The sequence below is a fragment of the Hymenobacter crusticola genome (genome assembly GCF_002154225.1).
Taxonomy (GTDB): Bacteria; Bacteroidota; Bacteroidia; order Cytophagales; family Hymenobacteraceae; genus Hymenobacter; species Hymenobacter crusticola.
In genome coordinates, this window is record NZ_MTSE01000003.1 from 422,681 (window position 1) to 444,129 (window position 21,449).

Annotated in this window: 11 protein-coding genes; 10 read left to right on the plus strand and 1 reads right to left on the minus strand. The window is 57.4% G+C overall.

Translation table 11 applies throughout. The features are described from left to right. Window positions 1-88 precede the first annotated feature (88 nt). The 10 genes from BXP70_RS08045 to trmB all read left to right on the plus strand — a co-directional run bounded on the left by BXP70_RS08045 (window position 89) and on the right by trmB (window position 20,504). The gene (locus BXP70_RS08045; RefSeq protein WP_086593514.1) at window positions 89-3,472 is read left to right on the plus strand and encodes an FG-GAP-like repeat-containing protein; all 3,384 of its coding nucleotides are present in this window, start codon (window positions 89-91) and stop codon (window positions 3,470-3,472) included. Window positions 3,473-4,375: 903 nt separating this feature from the next. Further along, window positions 4,376-9,349, plus strand: coding sequence for a PA14 domain-containing protein (locus BXP70_RS08050; protein ID WP_086593515.1), 4,974 nt, complete (start codon window positions 4,376-4,378; stop codon window positions 9,347-9,349). A 311-nt stretch (window positions 9,350-9,660) separates the two neighbouring features. Continuing rightward, a complete protein-coding gene (locus BXP70_RS08055; protein WP_086593516.1) occupies window positions 9,661-12,897 on the plus strand; it encodes a tetratricopeptide repeat protein in 3,237 nt (1,078 codons plus the stop codon). Between the two features lie 88 nt (window positions 12,898-12,985). Then, entirely contained in the window at window positions 12,986-14,722 is a 1,737-nt protein-coding gene (locus tag BXP70_RS08060) for a TonB-dependent receptor (protein WP_086593517.1), read from the plus strand. A gap of 153 nt (window positions 14,723-14,875) precedes the next feature. Beyond that, on the plus strand, window positions 14,876-16,042 hold the full coding sequence (locus BXP70_RS08065; RefSeq protein WP_086593518.1) for an HU domain-containing protein: 1,167 nt from the start codon (window positions 14,876-14,878) through the stop codon (window positions 16,040-16,042). A gap of 1 nt (window position 16,043) precedes the next feature. After that, complete coding sequence (locus BXP70_RS08070; protein WP_086593519.1) at window positions 16,044-16,754, plus strand: MotA/TolQ/ExbB proton channel family protein; 711 nt, start codon at window positions 16,044-16,046, stop codon at window positions 16,752-16,754. Between the two features lie 100 nt (window positions 16,755-16,854). Next, window positions 16,855-17,259, plus strand: coding sequence for an ExbD/TolR family protein (locus BXP70_RS08075; RefSeq protein ID WP_086593520.1), 405 nt, complete (start codon window positions 16,855-16,857; stop codon window positions 17,257-17,259). Between the two features lie 107 nt (window positions 17,260-17,366). Further along, window positions 17,367-18,290, plus strand: a complete 924-nt coding sequence (locus BXP70_RS08080) for a TonB C-terminal domain-containing protein (RefSeq protein WP_086593521.1) — start codon at window positions 17,367-17,369, stop codon at window positions 18,288-18,290. Between the two features lie 146 nt (window positions 18,291-18,436). Then, window positions 18,437-19,744, plus strand: coding sequence for a bifunctional folylpolyglutamate synthase/dihydrofolate synthase (locus tag BXP70_RS08085; RefSeq protein ID WP_086593522.1), 1,308 nt, complete (start codon window positions 18,437-18,439; stop codon window positions 19,742-19,744). 97 nt (window positions 19,745-19,841) lie between these two features. After that, the gene (trmB, locus tag BXP70_RS08090) at window positions 19,842-20,504 is read left to right on the plus strand and encodes a tRNA (guanosine(46)-N7)-methyltransferase TrmB (RefSeq protein WP_086593523.1); all 663 of its coding nucleotides are present in this window, start codon (window positions 19,842-19,844) and stop codon (window positions 20,502-20,504) included. 95 nt (window positions 20,505-20,599) lie between these two features. On the opposite strand, the gene BXP70_RS08095 is transcribed toward trmB, so the two are convergent. Next, window positions 20,600-21,217: a beta/alpha barrel domain-containing protein gene (locus BXP70_RS08095; RefSeq protein ID WP_086593524.1), complete on the minus strand. Its 618-nt coding sequence runs from the start codon at window positions 21,215-21,217 to the stop codon at window positions 20,600-20,602. Between the last annotated feature and the right edge of the window lie 232 nt (window positions 21,218-21,449).

Genomic DNA, 21,449 nt, shown 5'->3' on the forward strand with positions numbered 1-21,449 from the left:
ATTTTCGTCCGAGGGTACTACTCCGCTGAAGACCACTAGCATTAGCCTGATTTAATGCTTTTCCCTAGTCGTTTATTTCTACATTGATATGAGTGCCGCCACTACTACTCGCCGTTTGCTATGTGTGGGTGCCACGTTTGCACGTACTGTAAGCACAATTGGTATCGTAAGCGCGGGACTAATCCATTCGGGACAGGCGCAGACGCTGGCCGTGGCTGGCTTGGAGCCCGGGCGCAACGCCTTGGCGGCGCCGTGCGCTACTTCCGTTGTAGTGCGCTTTCAACAAGCGCTGCATACGGGTTTGGCTACGCAGCAAGCCCTGCACGTATTTGGCGGAGTAGCCAGTGGTAAGAAGGCGGGGACAGGTGTGGTGAGCGGCAGCACGCTCAGCTTCAAACCTAGCACGAGTTTCAGCCCCGGTGAAACAGTAGGAATTACGCTCACAACCGCGGCCCAAAGTAGCACGGGTGGAGCCCTTGCCCGGCCGCAGGTATTCCAGTTTACGACGGCCACGGGCCACGGGCCAGGCACTTTCAGCGGTAATCAGGAAGTGTTGCTGCCCAGCGCGCCGCACAATGTGGTAATGGGCGACGTGGATAGTGACGGCGACCTAGATTTGCTCACGGCCAACCCGAGCGCCAATACTGTAAGTGTGCGCCTGAACGATGGGCGGGGTGTATTCAGTGGCAACCAGACGGTAGCGGTCGGCAACCAGCCCGACCAAGTCGTGCTGGCCGACGTGGATAGTGACGGGGACCTGGATTTGCTCACGGCCAACTACGGCGTGCGGCTGCCGCTGCCCGGCAGCGTGAGCGTGCGCCTAAACGATGGCAAAGGTCACTTCAGCGCGGGCTCGGATGTGGCCGTCAGTGCTAACCTGACGCGCCTGACGACCGGCGACCTAGACGGCGACGGCGACCTAGACCTGGTAGCGGCCAGCAACAGCAGCACCAATGGCACCTTGACCGTACACCTAAACGATGGACAGGGTCACTTTAATGCAGGTACTGTTGTGGGCGGGCCCGCCAACGACGTGGTGCTAGGCGATGTGGACGCGGATGGTGACCTAGATCTGCTGGTGACGCGCGCCGACGTAGTAACCATTCGTCTGAACAACGGAAAGGCGAGCTTCCCCGTCGTGCAAACGGCAACTGTCGGCGGCGTGGCGACAACTCTGGTGTTGGGCGACCTAGATAACGACGGGGATCTTGACTTGCTTACCAGCAACAATAGCAGCGACTTCAACGGCACAGTGAGCGTACGCCTCAATGATGGCTTTGGCTCTTTCAGCGGCACGCAAGAAGTGATAGTAGGGGCGGGACCTAGCCTGAAGCTCGGCGACATCGACGGGGATGGCGACTTGGATCTGGTAACGGCCAACTACGGCGCCGGCACGGGCAATACCGTAAGCGTACGGCTCAATAACGGGCTAGGCAGCTTCAGCGGTGCGCAGGAAGTAGCTGTTGGAACTGGGGCCGTTGGGGCTGCATTGGGTGACCTGGACGGCGACGGGGACCTCGACCTAGCTACGGCCATTAGCGGTAGTAGTGCCATCAGTGTGCGTTTCAACCAGCACTTGCCTGCTCCCACGCTTCTTAGCGCCGGGCCCAAGGCGGCCGCCCCGGTGGGAGGCAGTATCAGCCTTAAGGGTACTTACTTCACGCCCACTAGCACAGTTACCTTTGGAGGCGTGACTGCTACCCAGGTAATTGTTGTTTCTGCTACGCAGCTCACGGCCGTTGTGCCCGCGGGTGCTACGACTGGTGTTGTGCGGGTAGCCAATGCTGCTGGGGTGAGCAACGAGATGCCTTTTGTTGTGAGCTTAACGGTGAGTCCGACCGCGCCAGCACGCAATGCCTTGGCCACGACCCTAACGACGCCCGTCGTTCTGGCCTTCAACCAGTCCCTGAGCCAAGCGCTTGCTACCCAAACGGCCCTTAAAGTGTTTAGCCAACAGGCAGGAGGAGTAAAAACAGGGACGGCCAACGTAGGCGGTAGTACCCTGACGTTTGCGCCTACCACAAAATTCAGAGCCGGCGAAACAGTCTTTGCTACGCTCACCGCCGCTGCCCAGAGCACAACAAACACGCCGGCCACGCCCCAAGTTTTTCAGTTCACAACGGCAACCATACCGAGCCCCGGCGTATTCAGTGGCCGTACTGAAGTGACCCTCGGCACCAACGTTACGGCCCAGACCGTGGGCGACGTGGATGGGGACGGCGACCTAGACCTGCTCGTGGCTGAAGGCGCCAACAACGCGGTAAGTGTACGCCTGAACGATGGCACGGGCCATTTTGCTGGCTCCCAGCGGGTTGCGGTAGGGGATTACCCCAACAGTGTAGTGCTGGGCGATGTGGATGGCGATGGTGACCTCGACCTGCTCACCACCAACTACGCCAGTGGTACCGTAAGCGTATGCCTCAACAACGGGGCCGGCACCTTTAGCAGCACCGGACAGGCGGTGTACGTAAAAGATAACCTGACGGCAATTGCTCTGGGCGACGTGGATGGCGACGCCGACCTAGACCTGCTGGTTGCCAACGGGGCCAGCGCCAACGTGACCAGCACGGTGAGTGTGCTGCTCAACGACGGCCGCGGGTTTTTTAGCCGCAAGCAAGACGTGGCAGTAGGGAACTACCCCGCCAGCCTGGCCGTGGGCGACATCGACGCCGACGGCGACTTGGACCTGCTCGTGGGCAACCAGGTGAGCAACTCAGTGAGTGTGCGCTTTAATGATGGCCTAGGCCTTTTCAGCGGCACGCAGGAGCTAGCCGAAAACGTACCCTACCGGGTGCAGCTGAGCGACGTGGATGGCGACGGTGACCTAGATCTACTCACGGCTAATATCCAGGAGGGCCACGTACATGTGCGCCTTAATACGGGGGGCGGAAATTTCGACGAGGGTCAAGTTGTAGCCGTCGGAGCTTACCCCAACAGCTTGGTTCTCGGCGACATTGATGGGGACGGCGACCTAGACCTGCTCACGGCCAGTAATAGCATGAGTACCGTGAGTGTGCGCCTCAACGATAGCCACGGGGTCTTTAATGGTACGCAGGAAGTAAGTGTCAGCTATGCGGCCCAAAACCTAGCCCTGGCCGACCTCGATGGCAATGGCACGTTGGACGTGGTGGCCGCGAGCTACGAGGGAAAGACGGTGAGTGTGCGCCTGAACCAGCGTAAGGAGCAAATCCTAGGTACGGCAACTACTACTGCTCTTGCCAGCCAAGTAAGCTTATACCCCAACCCAGCGCACGCGAGCGTACGCCTACTCATACCCGCTAGCTTTGCACGGCAGGGAGTACACGTACGAGTCCTCAACCCGCTTGGGCAACTAGTTAGCGAGCAAAATTGGACAGCTCAGCAAGCCGCCAGCAGCCCTGAGCTAACGCTTACCGCCCTTGCGCCAGGTGCGTATAGCATCTGCCTAGGTACTACCCAAGGAATGCTCGTCAAGCGCCTAATTGTAGAATAAAGGGCCTTCTAAGGTCGGAGTAAGCTATTACTAGCTGATAATCTGCCGAGTATATTAATGCAAGGTTAAATTATTGCCAGGTTGGTAATAAGACTTTAAGCCTGTGCACAGTGCCCGAACAGCAACAGACGTTAGGTTTGTGTTGTTCGGGTGCCGTGCACAGGCTCATTTTTTTTGATTTCAAGGAGCGCACCCAACCTGGAATATTCGCTACTAATTGCACTTCTGTGGGCTTGCTAACTCGCGACTCGGTACTTTAAGAACCGAGTTTCCAGCATCTGCGCGCCATTGCAAAGGTTTGCGGGGCTAAGGCTGCTAAGAAGGGCGAGAAAGTAACGTTTTAAAGGCTCTTGGCTTTTATTGGGCGCAGCAAAACGTAGGTTATACGCAGCATCTATCGGATTAGTTTTGACTATTTCCGTGCTACTAAAGGAGCTAGGAAAAATCAATTCTGGTAAAGTGCAAAAACGCATTGCACTGTAGGTAGGAAGGGTTTTTTCTATCAAAAAAAGAGTCGCGGAACAAACCAAACTTCGGCATGACTTATGCAATGTATATGCCCTTTTTTTGATTGCACTTAATTGGCATTTAACTGGTTTTTACTTGAATATACGGTATAATAATATAATTTAAATATTCATATTTAGTTACTAATCAGCTTATTATTGCACCTAAATTTCACATTTCAAACATCTGTTGGATTAAAATTATGATATAACTTTTCTAATAAAATACATAAATTTTATGAATTATTTTAGTTGCCGATAACACATATTTTCATATTTCAAATTTAGGTACTAAAAAATTTCGGTTTGACATTCGGGTCACAGAGTCCTACTGCGGAAAATTTTAGCCGCGTGCTCAATTTGTTTTGAAGCAACACTCATCTGTAACCAAAATTGCATGAAGAACCGCTTTACTTTCCTTGTATCATGGCTTACGCTGCTGGGCAGCTACGGCTTCTCACCAGGTGCGTGGGCCCAAACCGTAATTTTCAATGCGAGCCCTTCGGCTCAACCAGGCGAAGCCATTAGTTTGCAAGGTAACTTTAGCGCTACCGCCAAGGTGTACCTCACGGCGGGCTCGTCGTCACCGGTAGCCGTACCTATCCTCACTCAAATGGCAGGACAGGCTACGGTGCAAGTGCCTAGCAACGTAGGCGTTAATATGTACCAGGTCTGGGTAGACGACAATGGCCAAACCAGCCCGCGTGTTTACGTAAACCAGGCCCAAGGCCATCATTTCGATTCGCCGGAAGTGGCACCGGGCGGCCGGATGCGCCTCTTCGGGCGAAATCTACAGCTCGGTGGGGGTGGTGCCCAGGTTCGCTTCGTCGGCTCAGGCGGCGGCGACGCCCAAGTAGATGCCAGCCAAAGTGATGCGTATACGCTAGCATTCAACGCGCCCACTTCGCTGCAAGCCGGCGTTACCTACCAAGTAGTCGTGAGCAACGGCCGCGGAGCAGAAACCACGGTTGAGCAGACCGTTAAAGGAATCAACGGGGGTGCCGACTACTTCAACCTCGGCGTTGGCTGGGCTCCAAAAATCAACTATTACGGCAACGTATATAACGTAAAAACCGATGGTCGCCTGAGCAAAAAAGCGTCGGGTAATGGCTCCGACAACGACTGGGATGCCGTGCAGGGCGCCATCGACAAAGCGGCGAACGACGGTGGGGGAGTGGTTTACCTGCCAGCAGGCACCTATAAGCTAGCTCCTGGCGGCGGTGGTAGCCTGATTATGCGCAACCGCGTGGTAGTACGAGGTGCGGGCAAAGACCAGACAACGATTAAGTACGGCTACGGCTGGCCCAGCGCTGATAAGTGGGGCCTGATTTGGGGCGACACGCAGCAAGGGGGATTGGCCGATTTGAGCCTACAAAACGTGAACGAGTCGGGTTTCTGGATTCAGAATATGACGGGCCAAGGCACGGAGGTGTTTATGCAACGCATCCGCTTCGACCTAGGTCAGGGCGACTGGCTCTGGTGGGCCAACTCCAACAAACTCGTGATTGCCAACTCGGATTTCACGCAAGGTGTTGACGACAAAGCCGGTTACCACGGCCCAATACAGCTGAACGGGTGCACCAACTTCGTTGTGGCCAACAACAACTTCACGTACGCCGTCGACGGCTTGAACCTGAACGGCGTCCACGAAGGCGTATTTGAGAACAACCGCATCTACCGCAACGGTAGCGCCCGTTATCCTAGCTACCTGGTCAACCACGTGTTGATCCTCAACTTTGCCCAGAACGTTGCCGTGATGAACAACCTGTTCAAGGTAATCAACGGCCCGGCGCAGAACTCCAACGACGGAGAAGCCATCATCGCGGAAGGTGGCGGCAGCGGCGGCGGTCGTTCCGACGAAGATGCTGGTACAGTGACTGCTGCTTGGGGCAACATGCTCCAGGACAATGGTAAATGGTGGGGCCAAGCCCAGCGGAAGCCCGTCGTGGCTATTGTTAGCGGCAACGGCGCCGGACAGGTTCGCAATATCGTAAGCCGCAACGGCAACGCCCTGACGCTCGACCGGGCGTGGGACGTAGTACCTAGCTCGGGCAGCCGCTACGCTATTTTCAACTGGGGCTCGCGCAACTGGCTGGTAGAAGGCAACACGTTCGAAGGCAACCGCCGGGGAATCACGCTGTACCAAAATGCTACGTCGCAAGTGGCCATCGTCAACAACACGCTGACGAACAGCGGCTCTATCGACCTAACGCCTTTCCAAGGAACGGCTGGTTATCAGCAGTTTGTGCCCATGTTCAACAACCAGATTGTGGGAAACAACGTGAGCGGTACCGATGGCTCCAATGGCGTATTCATCGGGGTGCACGCCGTTCAGCACTTGCAAGCCAACACCTTTGGTACGGCCGTAATTAACCTAGAAGTACGGGGCAACACCCTAACGGCGCATACGCCCAACGTACCTGCTATCGTAGACGATTCGTACCCAGAAGGTTACCTGAACTTCCTCCAGTTCCAGCAGGGCGGTAGCCGTTACAATGACGAGAAGATTCCGGCCGTTTTGGGTTCTATCTTCCAGAATAACACGGCCATCAATTGCGCCAACGCCGTGTACCTGAACTCTGGTTCGTACGGTACGCTAGTGTGCAATACGACGCTGATCAATACGCCCAACCTGATGCAGGATAACCGCATCACGGGCGTCACCCATACGTCGGTCGGCACGGCCTCTTGCCTCGGCTCCACGGTAGCATCGCTGCGCACGCCCGAAAATCCCGACAACACGGAAGAGGGCTTGACCTACAATTACTACGAAGGCTTCTGGAACCGGATGCCAGACGTAAACTCGATCAGCCCCGTGAAGAGCGGCACGGTCAACTCGTTTGACCTAGGGGTGCGGCAGCGCGACTACAGCTACCTCATTCGCTACTCGGGCTTTATCACGGTACCGGCCGATGGCCAGTACACCTTCTTCTCTAACTCTGACGACGGCTCAAGGGTTTACATTGGTTCGACCATGGTGCTCGACAATGACGGTCCGCACGAGGAGAAAGAAGCTTCGGGTACTATCGGCCTGAAAGCTGGCACTCACGCCTTTAGCATGGAGTACTGGCAGAGCGCAGGTAGCCAGGTAGTGGATGTGTCTTACCTGGGACCAGGCGTGCAAAAGCAGCTAGTGACTAAAGCCGTGTTGCGCCGCAGCACGAGCGGCCTACGTAACCCTGAAAATCCAACGGCCACGACGGCGGGTCTCGACTACAAGTACGTGGAAGGCTCTTGGAGCACCATTCCAGACTTCAGCGCATTGGCGGCTACTAAGACGGGCACAACAAATGCTTTCGAGCTAACGCCTCGTCAGCGCAATACAAACTATGCCCTGCAATACACGGGCTTCATCACGGTGCCGACCGATGGTCAGTACACCTTCTTCACTGGCTCCGACGACGGCTCGAAGCTGTACATCGGCTCGACGCAGGTAGTCGATAACGACGGATTGCACGGCTACGTGGAGAAATCGGGCACCATTGGTCTGAAGGCTGGTACCCACGCCTTCACCGTATCGTACCTACAAGGTACCGGCGGCCAGAGCCTGGACGTGAGCTACGTAGGACCGAACATCTCGAAGCAGGCGGTGCCCGCTTCTGCCTTGCGCCGCTCAACAATCGTAGCTTCTAGCGGTGACTTGCGCGATCCAGAAAACCCGAGCAACACTACCAACGGGTTGGATTATAAGTACTACGAAGGTTACTGGAGCAGCTTCCCAGATATGAACAGCGTTAATGCCGTGAAAGCCGGCGTGACAACGTCCTTCGACCTAGGCATGCGCCAGCGCGACTACAGCTATGTAGTGCAGTACACGGGCTACATCACCGTACCCACCGACGGCCGCTATACTTTCTTCACCGGTTCCGACGACGGCTCCGAACTCTACATCGGCTCCACGCAGGTAGTCGATAACGACGGTCTGCACGAATACCGCGAGCAGTCGGGCACCATCGGTCTCAAAGCTGGTACCCATGCTATCACGGTGCTGTTCTTGCAAGGCGCCGGCAACCAGACGTTGAATGTGAGCTACCTAGGTCCGAACATCACCAAGCAAGCTATTCCAAGCTCGGCGCTGGTTCGGACGGCTTCCGGGACAACCCCTAGCACGTCTCTGCGTGCACCAGAGAACCCCGCCAATACGGTCAGTGGGCTGGACTTCAAATACTACGAAGGCTTCTGGCCCCAGGTGCCCAACTTCAACAACCTGACGCCGGTTAGCACAGGCACCGCGGCTATTCCAAACCTAGACGGTCGTCAGCGCGACTTCAACTACGGCTTGCAGTACACGGGCTACGTGACCGTACCGACCGACGGTTTGTACACCTTCACCACCGGTTCCGACGACGGCTCGAAGCTCTACATCGGCTCCACGCAAGTAGTCGATAACGATGGCACCCACGGTTACATCGAAAAGTCGGGCACCATTGGCTTGCAGGCCGGTACGCACGCCATCACCATTGCCTACGCACAAGGCGTTGGGGGGCAAACCCTGAACGTGAGCTACGCCGGACCGAACTTCGCGAAGCAAGTAATTCCGGCCTCGGCGCTGAAGCGGACCACGACGTCTAGCAACCCCACGCTTACCACTTCCAACTTGCGCGTGCCGGAAAACCCCGCAGGTACGGTGTCTGGTATCGATTACAAATACTACGAGGGCTTCTGGAATTCGCTGCCCAACTTCGACGGCCTGAGCGTAGTGAAATCGGGTACGCTGGGCGCACCCGGCCTGGATCCTCGTCAGCGCGACTACGGCTACGCTATCCGCTACACGGGTTACATCACCGTACCGACGGACGGTCAGTACACGTTCTACACGAGCTCCGACGATGGCACGCAGCTGCTGATCGGCTCAACGCTGGTCGTGAACAACGATGGCCTGCATGACGCTAGCAAGTGGCAGTCGGGTACCATTGGTCTCCAGGCTGGTACCCACGCCTTCACGGTTACGTATCTACAGCAGGGTGGTGGTCAGGTGTTGAGCCTCGCTTACGAAGCTCCGGGCCAGGGCCGGCAGGCAGTGTCGGGCTCCATGATGCGCCGCATCAACGGCAGCAGCCTGACGGCAACCTCCAGCCGTGGCGTACTAACGACCAACTCGGCCCAAGGTAGTGGTACTGCGCTGAGCGTGTACCCCAACCCAAGCGAAGGCGCCTTCACCCTTGAGTTCACCTCAACGGTAGCCCAGGCTGCTACGCTCACGCTCACCGACAACCTAGGTCGGGTGGTGAAGGAGCAGAAGCTACAGGTGCAGGCAGGGTTCAATCAGCTGCCCGTCGAGATGCAGAACGCCGCCAATGGGATGTATCAGCTCTCACTGGTAGGCGCCAATGGTGAGCGTCAGGTGCAGAAAATATCCATCAAGCACTAAGCGCTTCGCCACGAGTAAAAGCTAGCGCCTACTCCTTATATATATAGCGCGAAAAGCCGCCGCTGACTTCAGCGGCGGCTTTTTTGCGTTTAGCCACGGTGGTAGGGAATGATCCGGCGCTGGTTGAGGCAGAAAGTAGGGGGTTGGCAATACTTCAGTGCAGGCGTTACAAACTAGGTAGCAACATACCAATGCGGCTATTTACTGCGTTCTACTGTGTAAAAAGCAGGTATTGCCATCACTGCCACAGCTTTTTCGTTACTTTTGAGTTGATTCTGGGCTTCCGCTGCCCTTTTCCGTAACGCCCCGCAATGAAGTTAATTCCCCGGCTCGCCTTGGCCGCCACGCTTAGCACCGCGGCTCCCGTGGCCGCCCTCGCCCAGCAAACCCAGGTTTTCGCCAGCGATGAACGCCTGTTTCAGGAAGGTCTCGAACTCTTTGACCGCGGCAAGTACGGCGCCGCCCAGCAAGCCTTTCAGAACTACCGGGAAATAACGCAGCGCCGCACGGGCGACGAGCGGGACCGAAACCCCGACGCTGAGTATTACTACGCCGTGTCGGGCTTGTACCTGCTGCATCCGGCCGCCGAAGGCGAGGTGCTGGCGTTTGCCGCCAATAACCCGACTCACCCCAAGGCGGCGGCGGCTTTTTTTGAGCTCGGTAAGTTTTACTTCGACAAAAAGGATTACGCCAAAGCCACCGATTACCTCCAGCGGGTGGAGGGCGATAACCTCTCTAACGAGCAGCGGGCTGAGTCGGAATTCAAGCTAGCCTACAGTTATTTTGCCCAAAAGGAGTTCGATAAAGCCAAGCTGCTCTTCGATCGCAACAAGCAGGGTGAGCACCAGTACCGCTACGCCAGCAGCTACTACGCCGGCTACCTAGCTTACCGCGCCGGCGACTACACGGGCGCCCGCCAAGACCTCACTATTGCCGAGCAAAACGATGCTTACCGCCCCGTAGTACCGGCCGTGATGAGCCAGATTTACTACAAAGAAGGCAACTTCGATGGGCTGATTGACTACGGCACCAAAGCCCTAGCTCAAATCCCACCGCCCCAGAGTGCCGACGAGATACAACTGCTGGTCGGCGACGCCTACTACCAGAAAAACGACTATAAGTCGGCGGCCAAATACTTCGACCAGTATGCGGCCGGGCGCAAGAAAATGGAGCCCGCGGTGCAGTACAAGATCGGCTACGCCAACTACAAGATGGGCGACTACAAAGGCGCCATCGGTAGCTTGAAAACCGTAGCCGCTCGCCGCGATTCGCTGGGACAGAACGCTGCCTACCACCTAGGGCTGAGTTACTTGCAAACGGGCCAGAAGCAGCCCGCGCTGAATGCCTTCGACGCGGCCCGCAAGCAGACGTTTGACAAGAACATCAGCGAAAACGCAACCCTCAAGTATGCCCAGGTAAACGCCGATCTAGGTAACACGCCCGAGGTCGTTGCGACCCTGAAAGACTTCAGCAAAAAGTATCCGCGCTCCAAAAACCGGGCGGCCGCCGATGATCTGCTCAGCGAGAGTTTCCTAAACTCCTCCGACTACACCCAGGCGCTTACCTACCTCGATAACCTGGACGACCGTAGCACCAAGCTGAACGGTACGTATCAGCGCGTGGCCTATTTGCAGGCGGCTACTTTCTACAACAACAGCCAGTTTACCCAGGCGCTGCCCTTGCTCGATAAGAGCCTGAAGTACCCGCAGGATGATGCCTTACGCGCCGCTGCGCAGGTGCTAAAAGGGGAGATTTATAGTGTTGGGCAGAAATACCCTGAGGCTATTCAGAGCTACACGGCGGCCGCGCGCACGGCCCGCAGCGGCTCCGCAGCCGAAACGGATTTCGATCAAAAGGCCCGCTACGGCCTAGGGTATGCGTACTACAACACCAAGCAGTACGACCGCGCCCGCACTCAATTTCAAGCTTGGCTGAAGGACCCCGTAGCCAAACCCGCCGACCCGAACTACTACGATGTGACGCTACGCCTAGCGGACACGTACTACATCGGCAAGAACTACCCGCAGGCCCTGGAGCTGTACGATAAAGTCATTCAGGCAAACGCGCCCGATAAGGACTATGCTTATTATCAAAAGAGCGTCACCCTCGGACTGATGGGCCGCCGAGATGAGGCCGCCAATGCGCTGAACACCCTACTGAAAACGGCCCCACAGTCGCGCTACGCCGACGATGCCGTGTACCAGCAGGCGCAGTTTGAGTTTGAGGCCGGCAACTTTCAACCCGCCGTGGCCGGCTTCACGAAGCTGATTGACAACCGCCCAAACAGCGCTCTGATTCCGCAGGCGTTGCAGAAGCGGGGCGTAGCCTACGCCAACCTCGATCAACATGATAAAGCCGTGGCTGACTTCAAGCAGGTGCTCACGCGGTATCCGCGCACTAAGTCGGCCAGCAGCGCCATCTACAGCTTGCAGCAGAGCCTAGCTGCGCTCGGCCGCCCAGAAGAGTTCGACCAGTATCTAGCCCAGTACAAGCAGCAGAATCCCGACAGCAAAGCCACCGAAACTGTGGAGTTTGAGTCGGCGAAGTCGTTGTACTTGGCAGAGAAGTATCAGCAAGCCATTCCCCGCCTGGATGCCTACATCAAGCAGCACTCCGATAACGCGCTGGCTACGGATGGGCGCTACTACCTAGCCGACTCCTACCTAAAGCTAGGCAACAAGGCCGAAGCCCTGCCGCGCATGCGCGCCGTGGTGGAAGAGGGCAAGAGTGAGTTTGTGAACCGCGCCGTAGGTCGTGTGGCCGACCTTGAGTTTGAGAACAAGAACTATCCGGAGGCCATCAAGTATTACACCCGCTTGCGCGAAGTGTCGCAGAACAAGCGCGAGGTCGCCAACGCCGGTATTGGTCTCATGAAGAGCTACTTCGAGAGTGGCGACTACGCCGGCACCCGCCGCGTGGCCGAAGAACTCCGGGCCCTAGGTAGTGCCTCGCTCAATGCTACCAACGCCGCGCTGCTCTACCTAGGCAAGGCGAGTTACAAAGCCGCTAACCTCGACCAGGCCGTGACGGAGCTGACTACCGCCGCCAGCGCCGCCACCGACGAAAACGGCGCGGAAGCGCAGTACTTGCTGGCTCAAATACTTTTCGAGCAGAAGAAGTACCCAGAAGCCTTGGATGCCGCCTTCAAGAACAATGCGTCCAACTACGACTTGTGGCAGGGTCGCTCGTTCCTGCTGATTGCCGACATCTACACAGCGCAGGGCGAGACGTTCCAGGCGCGGGCGACGCTGAACTCCATCATCGACAACAAGTTTCCGGTGGCGGAGATAATCGACGGAGCCAAGCAGCGCCTAGCCGCCTTGCCCGCCGACGCCCCCGCGACGCCTGCTACCACGCCGAAGGCAACACCGGCGCAACCCAAGGCCTCGACCACGAAGCCGGCAACAACGCCGAAAACCCCGGCGGGCAGCAAGACGCCGCGCAACTCACTGCAACCCACGCCCGCGGAGCCCACCCAGACGGCACCCGCCGACTCCACGGCGACGCCCGTAGCGCCGCCGCCTACGTCGGAAGGCTCGGAGGAGTAGACCGAGCGTCCGCCTTAGCTAGAAGTAAAACAGACAATCAACAGTTGGCGCCCGGCACCTAAGCTAGGCACCAAGCACTAAGCACTACATGATACCATTTCGCTCGCCTCACTGCCTCGCCTTCGCCGCGCTGTTGCTGGCTGCTGCACCTCATCGGGGGTGGGCACAACGCACCGGCGGCAAGATTGAAGATGCCGAAATTGAAATCGTGAAAGAGCGGGTGAATGAACTGCCGGAAGCCACGCGCAACTTCGATAAAATCAAGGTTGAGGCGCCCGCCAAGCAGATCCAAAAGCCAGCGTATACCTACCCGGATTACCGCCTGCCCGCCGACTTGCTCAACCCATCTGTGCGCGTCCTGACCATTCGGCAGGAAGAGCTAGCCCCGCAAACGGGCAACTATGTGAAGGGCGCAATTGGTAATTATGGGTCCCTGTACGGCAAAGCTTACCTGCACAATACGCGCAGTACGGCCGGCGCCTACGGCCTCGATTTCAGCCATATCTCTTCCGCCAATGGGCCCGTCGACAAGCGAAACTCTGGCTCCAGTCAGACCAGCCTAGGGTTGAACGGCGAAACCTACAATGGCCCCGTGACCATTGGCGGCAAGCTTACCTTTGGTCGTGAACGGTACAACTTTTACGGCTACAACCGTGAAACCTTGCGCTTGCCCCCGGAGGCCGATAGCATCAAGCAAACGTTCACGCGGGTAGCGGCCAAGGTGTACGTGCGTAACCGGGCTGCCGATGCACCGTTTCAGTTCGACCTAGGTATTGGGTATAATTTCTGGAAGGATCGGTTTGCCGCCCGCGAGAACAACATTTACGCCACGCTACGTTCCGGTTACGCGCTCGGCGAGAAAGGCCGCGTGGCCATTAATGGCGATGTGTCCTTTATCTCGCAGAAGGATTCGTTTGGTACCGTGAGCCGGCCTTTTGTGCAGTTTACGCCCGCTTACGAAGTAACGCTCAACCGTCTAGCCGTTTCGATTGGGGCAACCGTGGGTTACACCGGCGACACCGTGGGCACGGCAAGTCAGTTCAACGTCTATCCGGCCGTGCGCTTGGGCTACACCGTAGCGGAAGATAAGTTTGTGATTTTTGGTGGCCTGGGCGGCGGCTTGCAGCGGGTTACCCTCTACGACCTGACCACGGAGAACCCCTGGCTAGGTTCCAATCAGCGCGTAGCCGATACGCACCGGGGCCCCACGCTGTACTTTGGGTTCAACTCCACACCGGTGCGCGCCCTGGAGCTGAATGCCAAAGTGACCCTGAGCAACGACCGAAACCTGTATTTCTACAACAATGCCGGCTACCTGGCGCCGGGCTCCCTGAACAACCCGTTGTACCGCGGCGACTCGACGCGCTTCAATTTGGTGTACGACCGAAAAGCGACGCAGCTGCTAAATATCCACGGCGAGGCGATTTATAACGCTACCGAACAGTTTCGCATTGGCTTCAAAGCTGACTATAACGGCTACAAAGTGCACAGCCTAGCCAAAGCTTTTCACCGACCCGCCTTCCAAAGCACGCTATTTGCTAGCTACAATATGTACAGCAAACTGCTGCTCGGCGCCGAGCTGTACACCTATAGCGCCAGCTACGGCACGGGCTTCCAGTACCAGCCGCAACTGGTAGCTTACCGGGAAATAATACGTCCCACGGACTCCGTCATTGACCTGAACCTGCGCGCCGATTACCGTATTTTAGAAAAACTATCCATCTTTGCCTTAGGCAATAACCTTCTCGGCCGTAAGTACGAGCGATTCTTGAACTACCCAGTGAAAGGATTCAACGTATTAGCGGGCGTAACCTACGATTTTTGATGCGGTAAACTCGTTTCATGCGCACGCATGCTAAGTGCTACTAAAGCTGCGGCTAAATGGCCTGACTCCTAGGCCATGCAGTCGCAGCTTTTAATCATCCAAGCCGCTGCTCATCGACAGATTACCTTTTCGCTCCACTTGCAACTCAACTGAATGAATCTTTCCGAACCAATCCGCACCTTACTTCGGGACCATGACTGCGTCATCATTCCGGATTTCGGCGGGCTCATTGCCGAGTACGCCCCGGCGCAGATTCATCCCGTGCGGCATACCCTCGTTCCGCCTACCAAGCGTGTGGCCTTCAACCAGGCCCTGACCCGCAACGATGGCTTGCTGGTGGATGCTATTAGCCGCGCCACCAATCTCACGACGGCCCAGGCCCGCGAGCAAGTGCACGCCGCCGTGCAGCGCATGGAAGAGGAGCTAGCCAGCAACCGTCGCGTGGAGCTAGTAGGGGTCGGCTATTTGCGCCGGGCAGTGGGGCGAGGCGTCGAGTTCGAGTACACGGGCACCCAAAACCTACTGCCTGCCAGCTACGGTCTGCCCGAATTAATTTCGCGCCCGGTGCGGGCTACCGATGCGCTGCTAGCCCGCGAGCGACAAGCCGCCGCGCCGCTGCTCGCCGCTGGTCGTTCGCGCCGCCAGACGAAATTATTCAAAGCGGCCGCAGCCGTCATAGCTGTTGCGCTGGCTGTAGGGGCCAACTATTTGTTTGCGCTGCGCCAAGGTTACTTGCCCGAAAACTTTTCGCTAGGGGCAGGGCAAGAGCAAGCTGCTCCCGCGCACTTAGCGCCCGTGGCTGCCAAGAAAATCATTGCGCGGCAACAGGCTGCGCTAGCGAACGATGATTGGAACACTGTGGCTCCGGCCGCAAACGTGACAAGCACGCCCGTTGTAGAAACGCCCGCACCAGCAGCCGTAAAGGTACCAGCTGTTGTACCAACTGCTGCCGTAGAGAAGACCATTGCGACCGTTCCCCCGAAGCAATCCGTGCCGAAGGCTGCAGCGAAAGCCAAGAAGCCCGCACCAGGTTGGGAGAAGGCAGAAGTTTCCACCATAAAGGAAGATGCTAGCTCGACAATTAAAGCGCCAACGGGCCGTTATTATATCATTGCGGGCAGCTACCGAAGCCTGGCTGGTGCTGAGAAAGGTCGTCAGGCGCTGGTACGCCTCGGCAAGCTCGCCCGTGTTATTTTGCCAAAGCCAGGTGGCCGGCAGTACAAGCTTTCCGTTGCTGACTTTCCCGACCGTACTTCCGCTGACCGGCAGGCCGAAATTTTGCGGAAGCGCTTAGGTTCTATTTGGATTCTCAAGTATTAGCATGACCTCTTTCTTATTGCAGATTACCACCGCTGCTACTACGGCTCCCGCTGATACTGCCGCAGCGGCAGCCAACGCCCAAGCTACCGCGGCCGCACCCGGCTTGTCGCTTATCGATTTGATTTTGCAGGGTGGCTGGATCATGGTTCCCATCTTCCTGCTCTCGTTTGTTTCCATCTACGTTATCATTGAGCGCTACATCACCATTCGTCGCGCGGCCGTAAATCCTGATTCATTCATGGCGGGTATTCGCGGGCTGATGGTAAAAGGAGATCTGCAAGGAGCCAAGCTACTCTGCGCTCAGAATCCTTCGCCACTGGCCCGCATGATCGAGAAAGGCATTCGCCGCATTGGCTTGCCCCTCAAAGACATTGAGGCTAGCGTAGAAAACGTAGGCAAGGTGGAGGTAGCTAGGTTAGAGAAAAACATCAGCATCCTCGGCATCATTGCTGGTATCGCGCCCATGCTTGGGTTCGTGGGTACCATCATCGGCGTTATCAAGATTTTTTACGCCATCAGCACTACCGGCGACTTCGGTATCGCTCAGATTTCGGGCGGTTTGTACACCAAGATGGTTACCTCCGCGGCCGGCCTGATCGTTGGTATTATTGCCCACGTAGGGTACCACTGGCTCAGCATCATGGTCGAGCGCCTGGTTTTTCGCATGGAAAACTCGGCTATTGAATTCATGGACATTCTTCAGGACAACTAGCGTTGTCGAGTAACGGAGTAGCGGAGTAACTGAGTAAATTGCTGAACGGCACCACTCGGTTACTCCGCTACTCCGTTACTTCCTTACTTAGTTACTCGTCATGAACCTTTCCCGGCGTCGTAAGCTTTCCTCGCACGTAGAGACCAGCTCGATGAACGACATCATGTTTTTCCTGATGCTGTTCTTCCTGATCGTTTCGACGATGGTGAACCCTAATATTATCAAGCTCATGCTGCCAAATGCCCGCTCCGGCAAGCAAGCCATGAAGCAGCCGATCACTATCTCGGTGAATGCGGCAGGGCAGTATTTCCTGGACAAACAGCCCGTGACCTCCGAATCGTTAGAGGCGGCACTCGCGCAAAAGGTACAAGGCTTGGAAAGCCCTACCGCCGTGCTGCGCGTAGATGCTTCCTTGAACGTGCAGAAGCTGGTAGACATCTTGGAAATTGGCAACCGACTCAAGATTAAGATGGTGATGGCCACCCAGGCCCAGCAAAAAGCCTAAGGAATGGCTCCGGGCTGACGGTTGCGACCTAGGTTTCCAACGCTACGCTACTGGCCTTAAGCAAGACACACTAACGCCAATATCCCAACCCAACCAAGCAAAAACGAATGGAATACCGCGAAGAGCACCGCCGCGAAGCCATGATCGGCACGGTGATTATCCACCTGGCGCTGGCGGCGGTATTCATTTTTACAGTTTTTAAAGGGCCCGATCCGCCACTCGATACTCTAGGTGGCGATGGCGTGGAGTTAAACTACGGCGTCGACGAAGCAGGCTCCGGCGACATCCAGAGCCTAGCGCCCGCCAACGATTCCAAGAACCGGGAGGATAGTCGTCCACCGGCCGCTAATCCCAACCCGCAACCCAAGGCCGTGGCAGCTGCTACGCCGCAGCCAGCAGTGCGCACGCCCCCCGCCGACGAAAAGGTTGTGACCAGCGAAGCGGAGGAAGCTCCCGTGAAAGTGCCGCCCGTGGAGAAATCGGCACCGCCGAAAGAGGTGGTGCGCGAAACTCGGCCCGTAGTAGCCGAAACCCCCGCCCCGCCCAAACCCGTGGAGAAACCCCGCACGCTGTACACGCCGCGCGGGACGGCAAATGGTGGTGGCAACGGAGTGAACGGTACCAGCAACACGCCTACCGGCAATAACAATGGCGACCGGCCCGGCACCGTGGGCGACCAAGGTGACCCCAACGGTTCACTCGAAGCCAAGGCTTTGTATGGCAAACCCGGCAGCGGGGGGAGTGGCAGCAGTCCTGGCTCGGGCAATGGCGCTTTGAACATGCCCGGTTGGGCCTTTGAAAACCGCCCGCGCGACACAGACCCTTCCAGCGAAAGTGGCCGCGTGGTGCTCCGCATTAAGATCGATGAGGAAGGCAACGTGGACAATGTAACGGTGGTATCCACCACGGTTTCGCCGCCAGTCGCCAACTTCTACCGCGACATGGTGCAGCGCAAAGCCACCTTCAAGCGGGTGGCGTCTGGGTCGGGTGGTGCTACGGGCACCATTGTCTACGTAATCGGCTCCCATTAAAGCAGACTACTTACTTTTGCAGCGCCGCCGACTGGTCTTCCGGTCGGCGGCGTTGTCTTATCCCGCAAAACCTAGGCTCTGGGTCTCCCTTCCAGCGCTTAGCCAGCAAGTCAGATCAGACGTTAGCTACGCTCTAAATTCTACCGATGAACTACGCCGAAACTCTCGCTTACCTCTACCAACAGCTGCCGATGTTTCAGCGCGTGGGCGCGGCCGGATTCAAGCCCGGCTTGGCTAATACTGAGGCATTGGCCGAAGCGATGGGGCACCCAGAACGTAAGTTCCGGGCGGTGCACGTGGCGGGCACCAATGGCAAGGGCAGTAGCTCCAACCTGCTAGCCGCCGTGTTGCAGGCCGCCGGCTACCGGGTAGGTTTGTACACCTCGCCACATCTACGCGAGTTTACCGAACGCATCAAGATAGATGGGCAGGACCTAGCCCCAGATTACTTGGTACAATGGGTGGCAAAGTGGCGCCCGCTGTTTGAGCAGGTGCAGCCGTCGTTTTTTGAGATGTGCGTGGCGCTGGCGTATTCGTATTTTGCCGAGCAGCAAGTGGACATTGCCATCGTGGAGGTTGGGCTAGGAGGCAGGCTGGATTCTACCAATATCATCACGCCGCTCGTGTCGCTTATCACGAATATTAGCTTCGACCACCAAGCGCTCCTCGGCAACACACTGCCCGAAATTGCAGCGGAAAAAGCCGGTATCATTAAGCCCGGCGTGCCCGTGGTGGTAAGCCAGCGTCAGGAAGAAGTAGTGGCGGTGTTCGAGCAAAAAGCGCGCGCAGAACGAGCGCCGCTGGTATTTGCCGATGTGCTCTACCACGCCGAAGAAGCCATGCCAACTCGCCCCGATGTAGCCATGCAGCGGCTGCGTATCACGCGTTTGGGTGTGCCGTCTTTGGAGGACGTGGACCTAGGTCTGGTGGGTGACTACCAGCGCCTGAACCTGCCGGGCGTGCTAGCCGTTATTGATGAGCTGCGGCGGCAAGGCTTCCAACTGCCGGAGGCGGCCGTGCGCGTGGGCCTGCGCGACGTGCGCCGCCTCACCGGATTCCGTGGTCGTTGGACCATCCTAGGTCGGCGGCCGTTGGTCGTCTGCGATACGGGGCACAACGAAGCGGGCTTGCGATTCGTGACGGCGCAACTCTCCCGGATTCCGCGCCAGCGCCTGCATTTTGTGCTGGGCGTGGTGAACGACAAAGACGTGAGTAAGATGCTCACGCTGCTGCCCACCGACGCCATTTATTATTTCTGCCAGGCAGATATTCCCCGCGCTTTGCCTGCCCTAGAGCTAGCAAAGCAGGCGGGCGCGGTGGGGCTGCACGGCGACGTGCATGGTCCGGTGCCGGCGGCGGTGCGAGCGGCGCGGGAAGCAGCTGGCCCAGATGATGTGGTGTTTATTGGTGGTAGTACCTTTGTAGTAGCCGAAGTAGAGGAGCTGTACGCGTAAAGACGACTTCACCCGCAGCGGACGCAAAGGTTCACGCAGAAACCCAGGACCTCACTAGTCAGCCATCAACAATCAACCATTTAACCAGTTAATACCCTTGAGTCGAGTGAAATTGCAGCGCTTTGCCCACAACGCGGAGCGCGCCGATATTGTAGAGCCCGGCAAGCCCACCTACGAGCAGCTAGGTGGCCGCTGGCAGCAGGAGTTCTTTCATAACGAGAATCCGATTACCCTGGAAATGGGCTGCGGCAAAGGCGACTACACCGTGGGCCTGGCCGCGCGCTACCCGGAGCGCAACTTCCTCGGGCTTGATATTAAGGGTGACCGAATCTGGATTGGCAGCACCCGCGCCGAGGAGCTAGGGCTGACCAACGTAGGCTTCGTGCGCACCCGCGCCGAAACGCTGCTCCACCATTTTGCGCCCGGCGAGCTGAGTGAAATCTGGGTTACCTTCCCCGACCCGCGCCCCCGCGACCGGGACATCAAGCGCCGCCTGACTTCGCCGCGCTTCCTCAACCTCTACCAGCAAGTGCTGCGCCCCGGCGGCTTGGTGCACCTCAAAACTGACAACGAGCCGCTGTTCGACTTCACCCTCGAAACCGTACAGCAACGCCCCGGCGCTACCGTGCTGGCGCACACAAAAGACCTGTACGCCACGCCCGAGCTGTTGCCCCACGCCGAAGACATCCAGACGCACTACGAGCGTCGCTTCCGGGCTGAGGGCATTCCGATTAAATACGTGCAGTTCACGCTGACCTAGGTCGCGTTCAAAAACCTAGGAAAGCACAAAGCCTGCGGGCGCCAAACACTGTAGCTTGGCGCCCGCAGGCTTTTCTATGCGCACAGGGTGCGCGCTTATTCTTCCTCCAGCGCTTCAAACACGGCTTCTAGCTCCGTGAAGTCGCGCAGGCCAGTTTTGATTTCGTCGCCGCCTTCTAGTACGAGGCCGGCGGGCTGTACTTGTTCCAGCAAAGTACGCACGCTGTCAGGCGTGATGGCGCCGCGGAGCCATAGCATAGCGCGCTGGCTTAGGGAGGCTAGCGTTGGTAAAAGGTCCGCCGGTAAGGAAGCCTCGAGTGTGGTAGTTAGGCCAAAGCCAGCGGGAAATAAGGTGGCGTACTGCGCGAGAACGTCCTCTGTCAATCGGTTGTCGAGCAGAGAATATAATGGCACGTGCAACAGCACTGGCACGCTGAGTGGGCTAGCAGGGAGTTGCCGCAAAGCTACCCGCTGCAAGCCGCACTCTTCCACAAGCCGGTTAATTTCTGAGACCGGCATCGTTGCACCAAATTCCCCAATCAGCTCCACGCCGGCGACCCAGCCGGCTAGCTCTTTCACGGTAGCCACATCGACGGCGCCGGGCAAGCTAGGGTCGAGGGTGAAGATCAGGCCGTCGGCGCCCATGCCAGCGCAGTAGCGGGCGTCTGAAAGGTTGTTGATGCCGCGCACGAGCACGGGAATAATAAGAGCCATGAGAAAAGAAAACGGAGGAACGTAGAGCCTGCGCAAACTAGGTTGTGACAGACCGCAAAGGAATGCGGGTACAAATATTGGGGAAAAGTACGGCTGTCATTCTATTTGCGTGAGGAATCTACGTTCGCGCACTAGCCGGGCACCGCTTCCGTGCCCTGGTTGGCAAGACAACTAGCTAGTCTCTGCACGCTTCGCCAGCCTTCGCCGCGGCGGTCAGGAATCGGTACTTCTT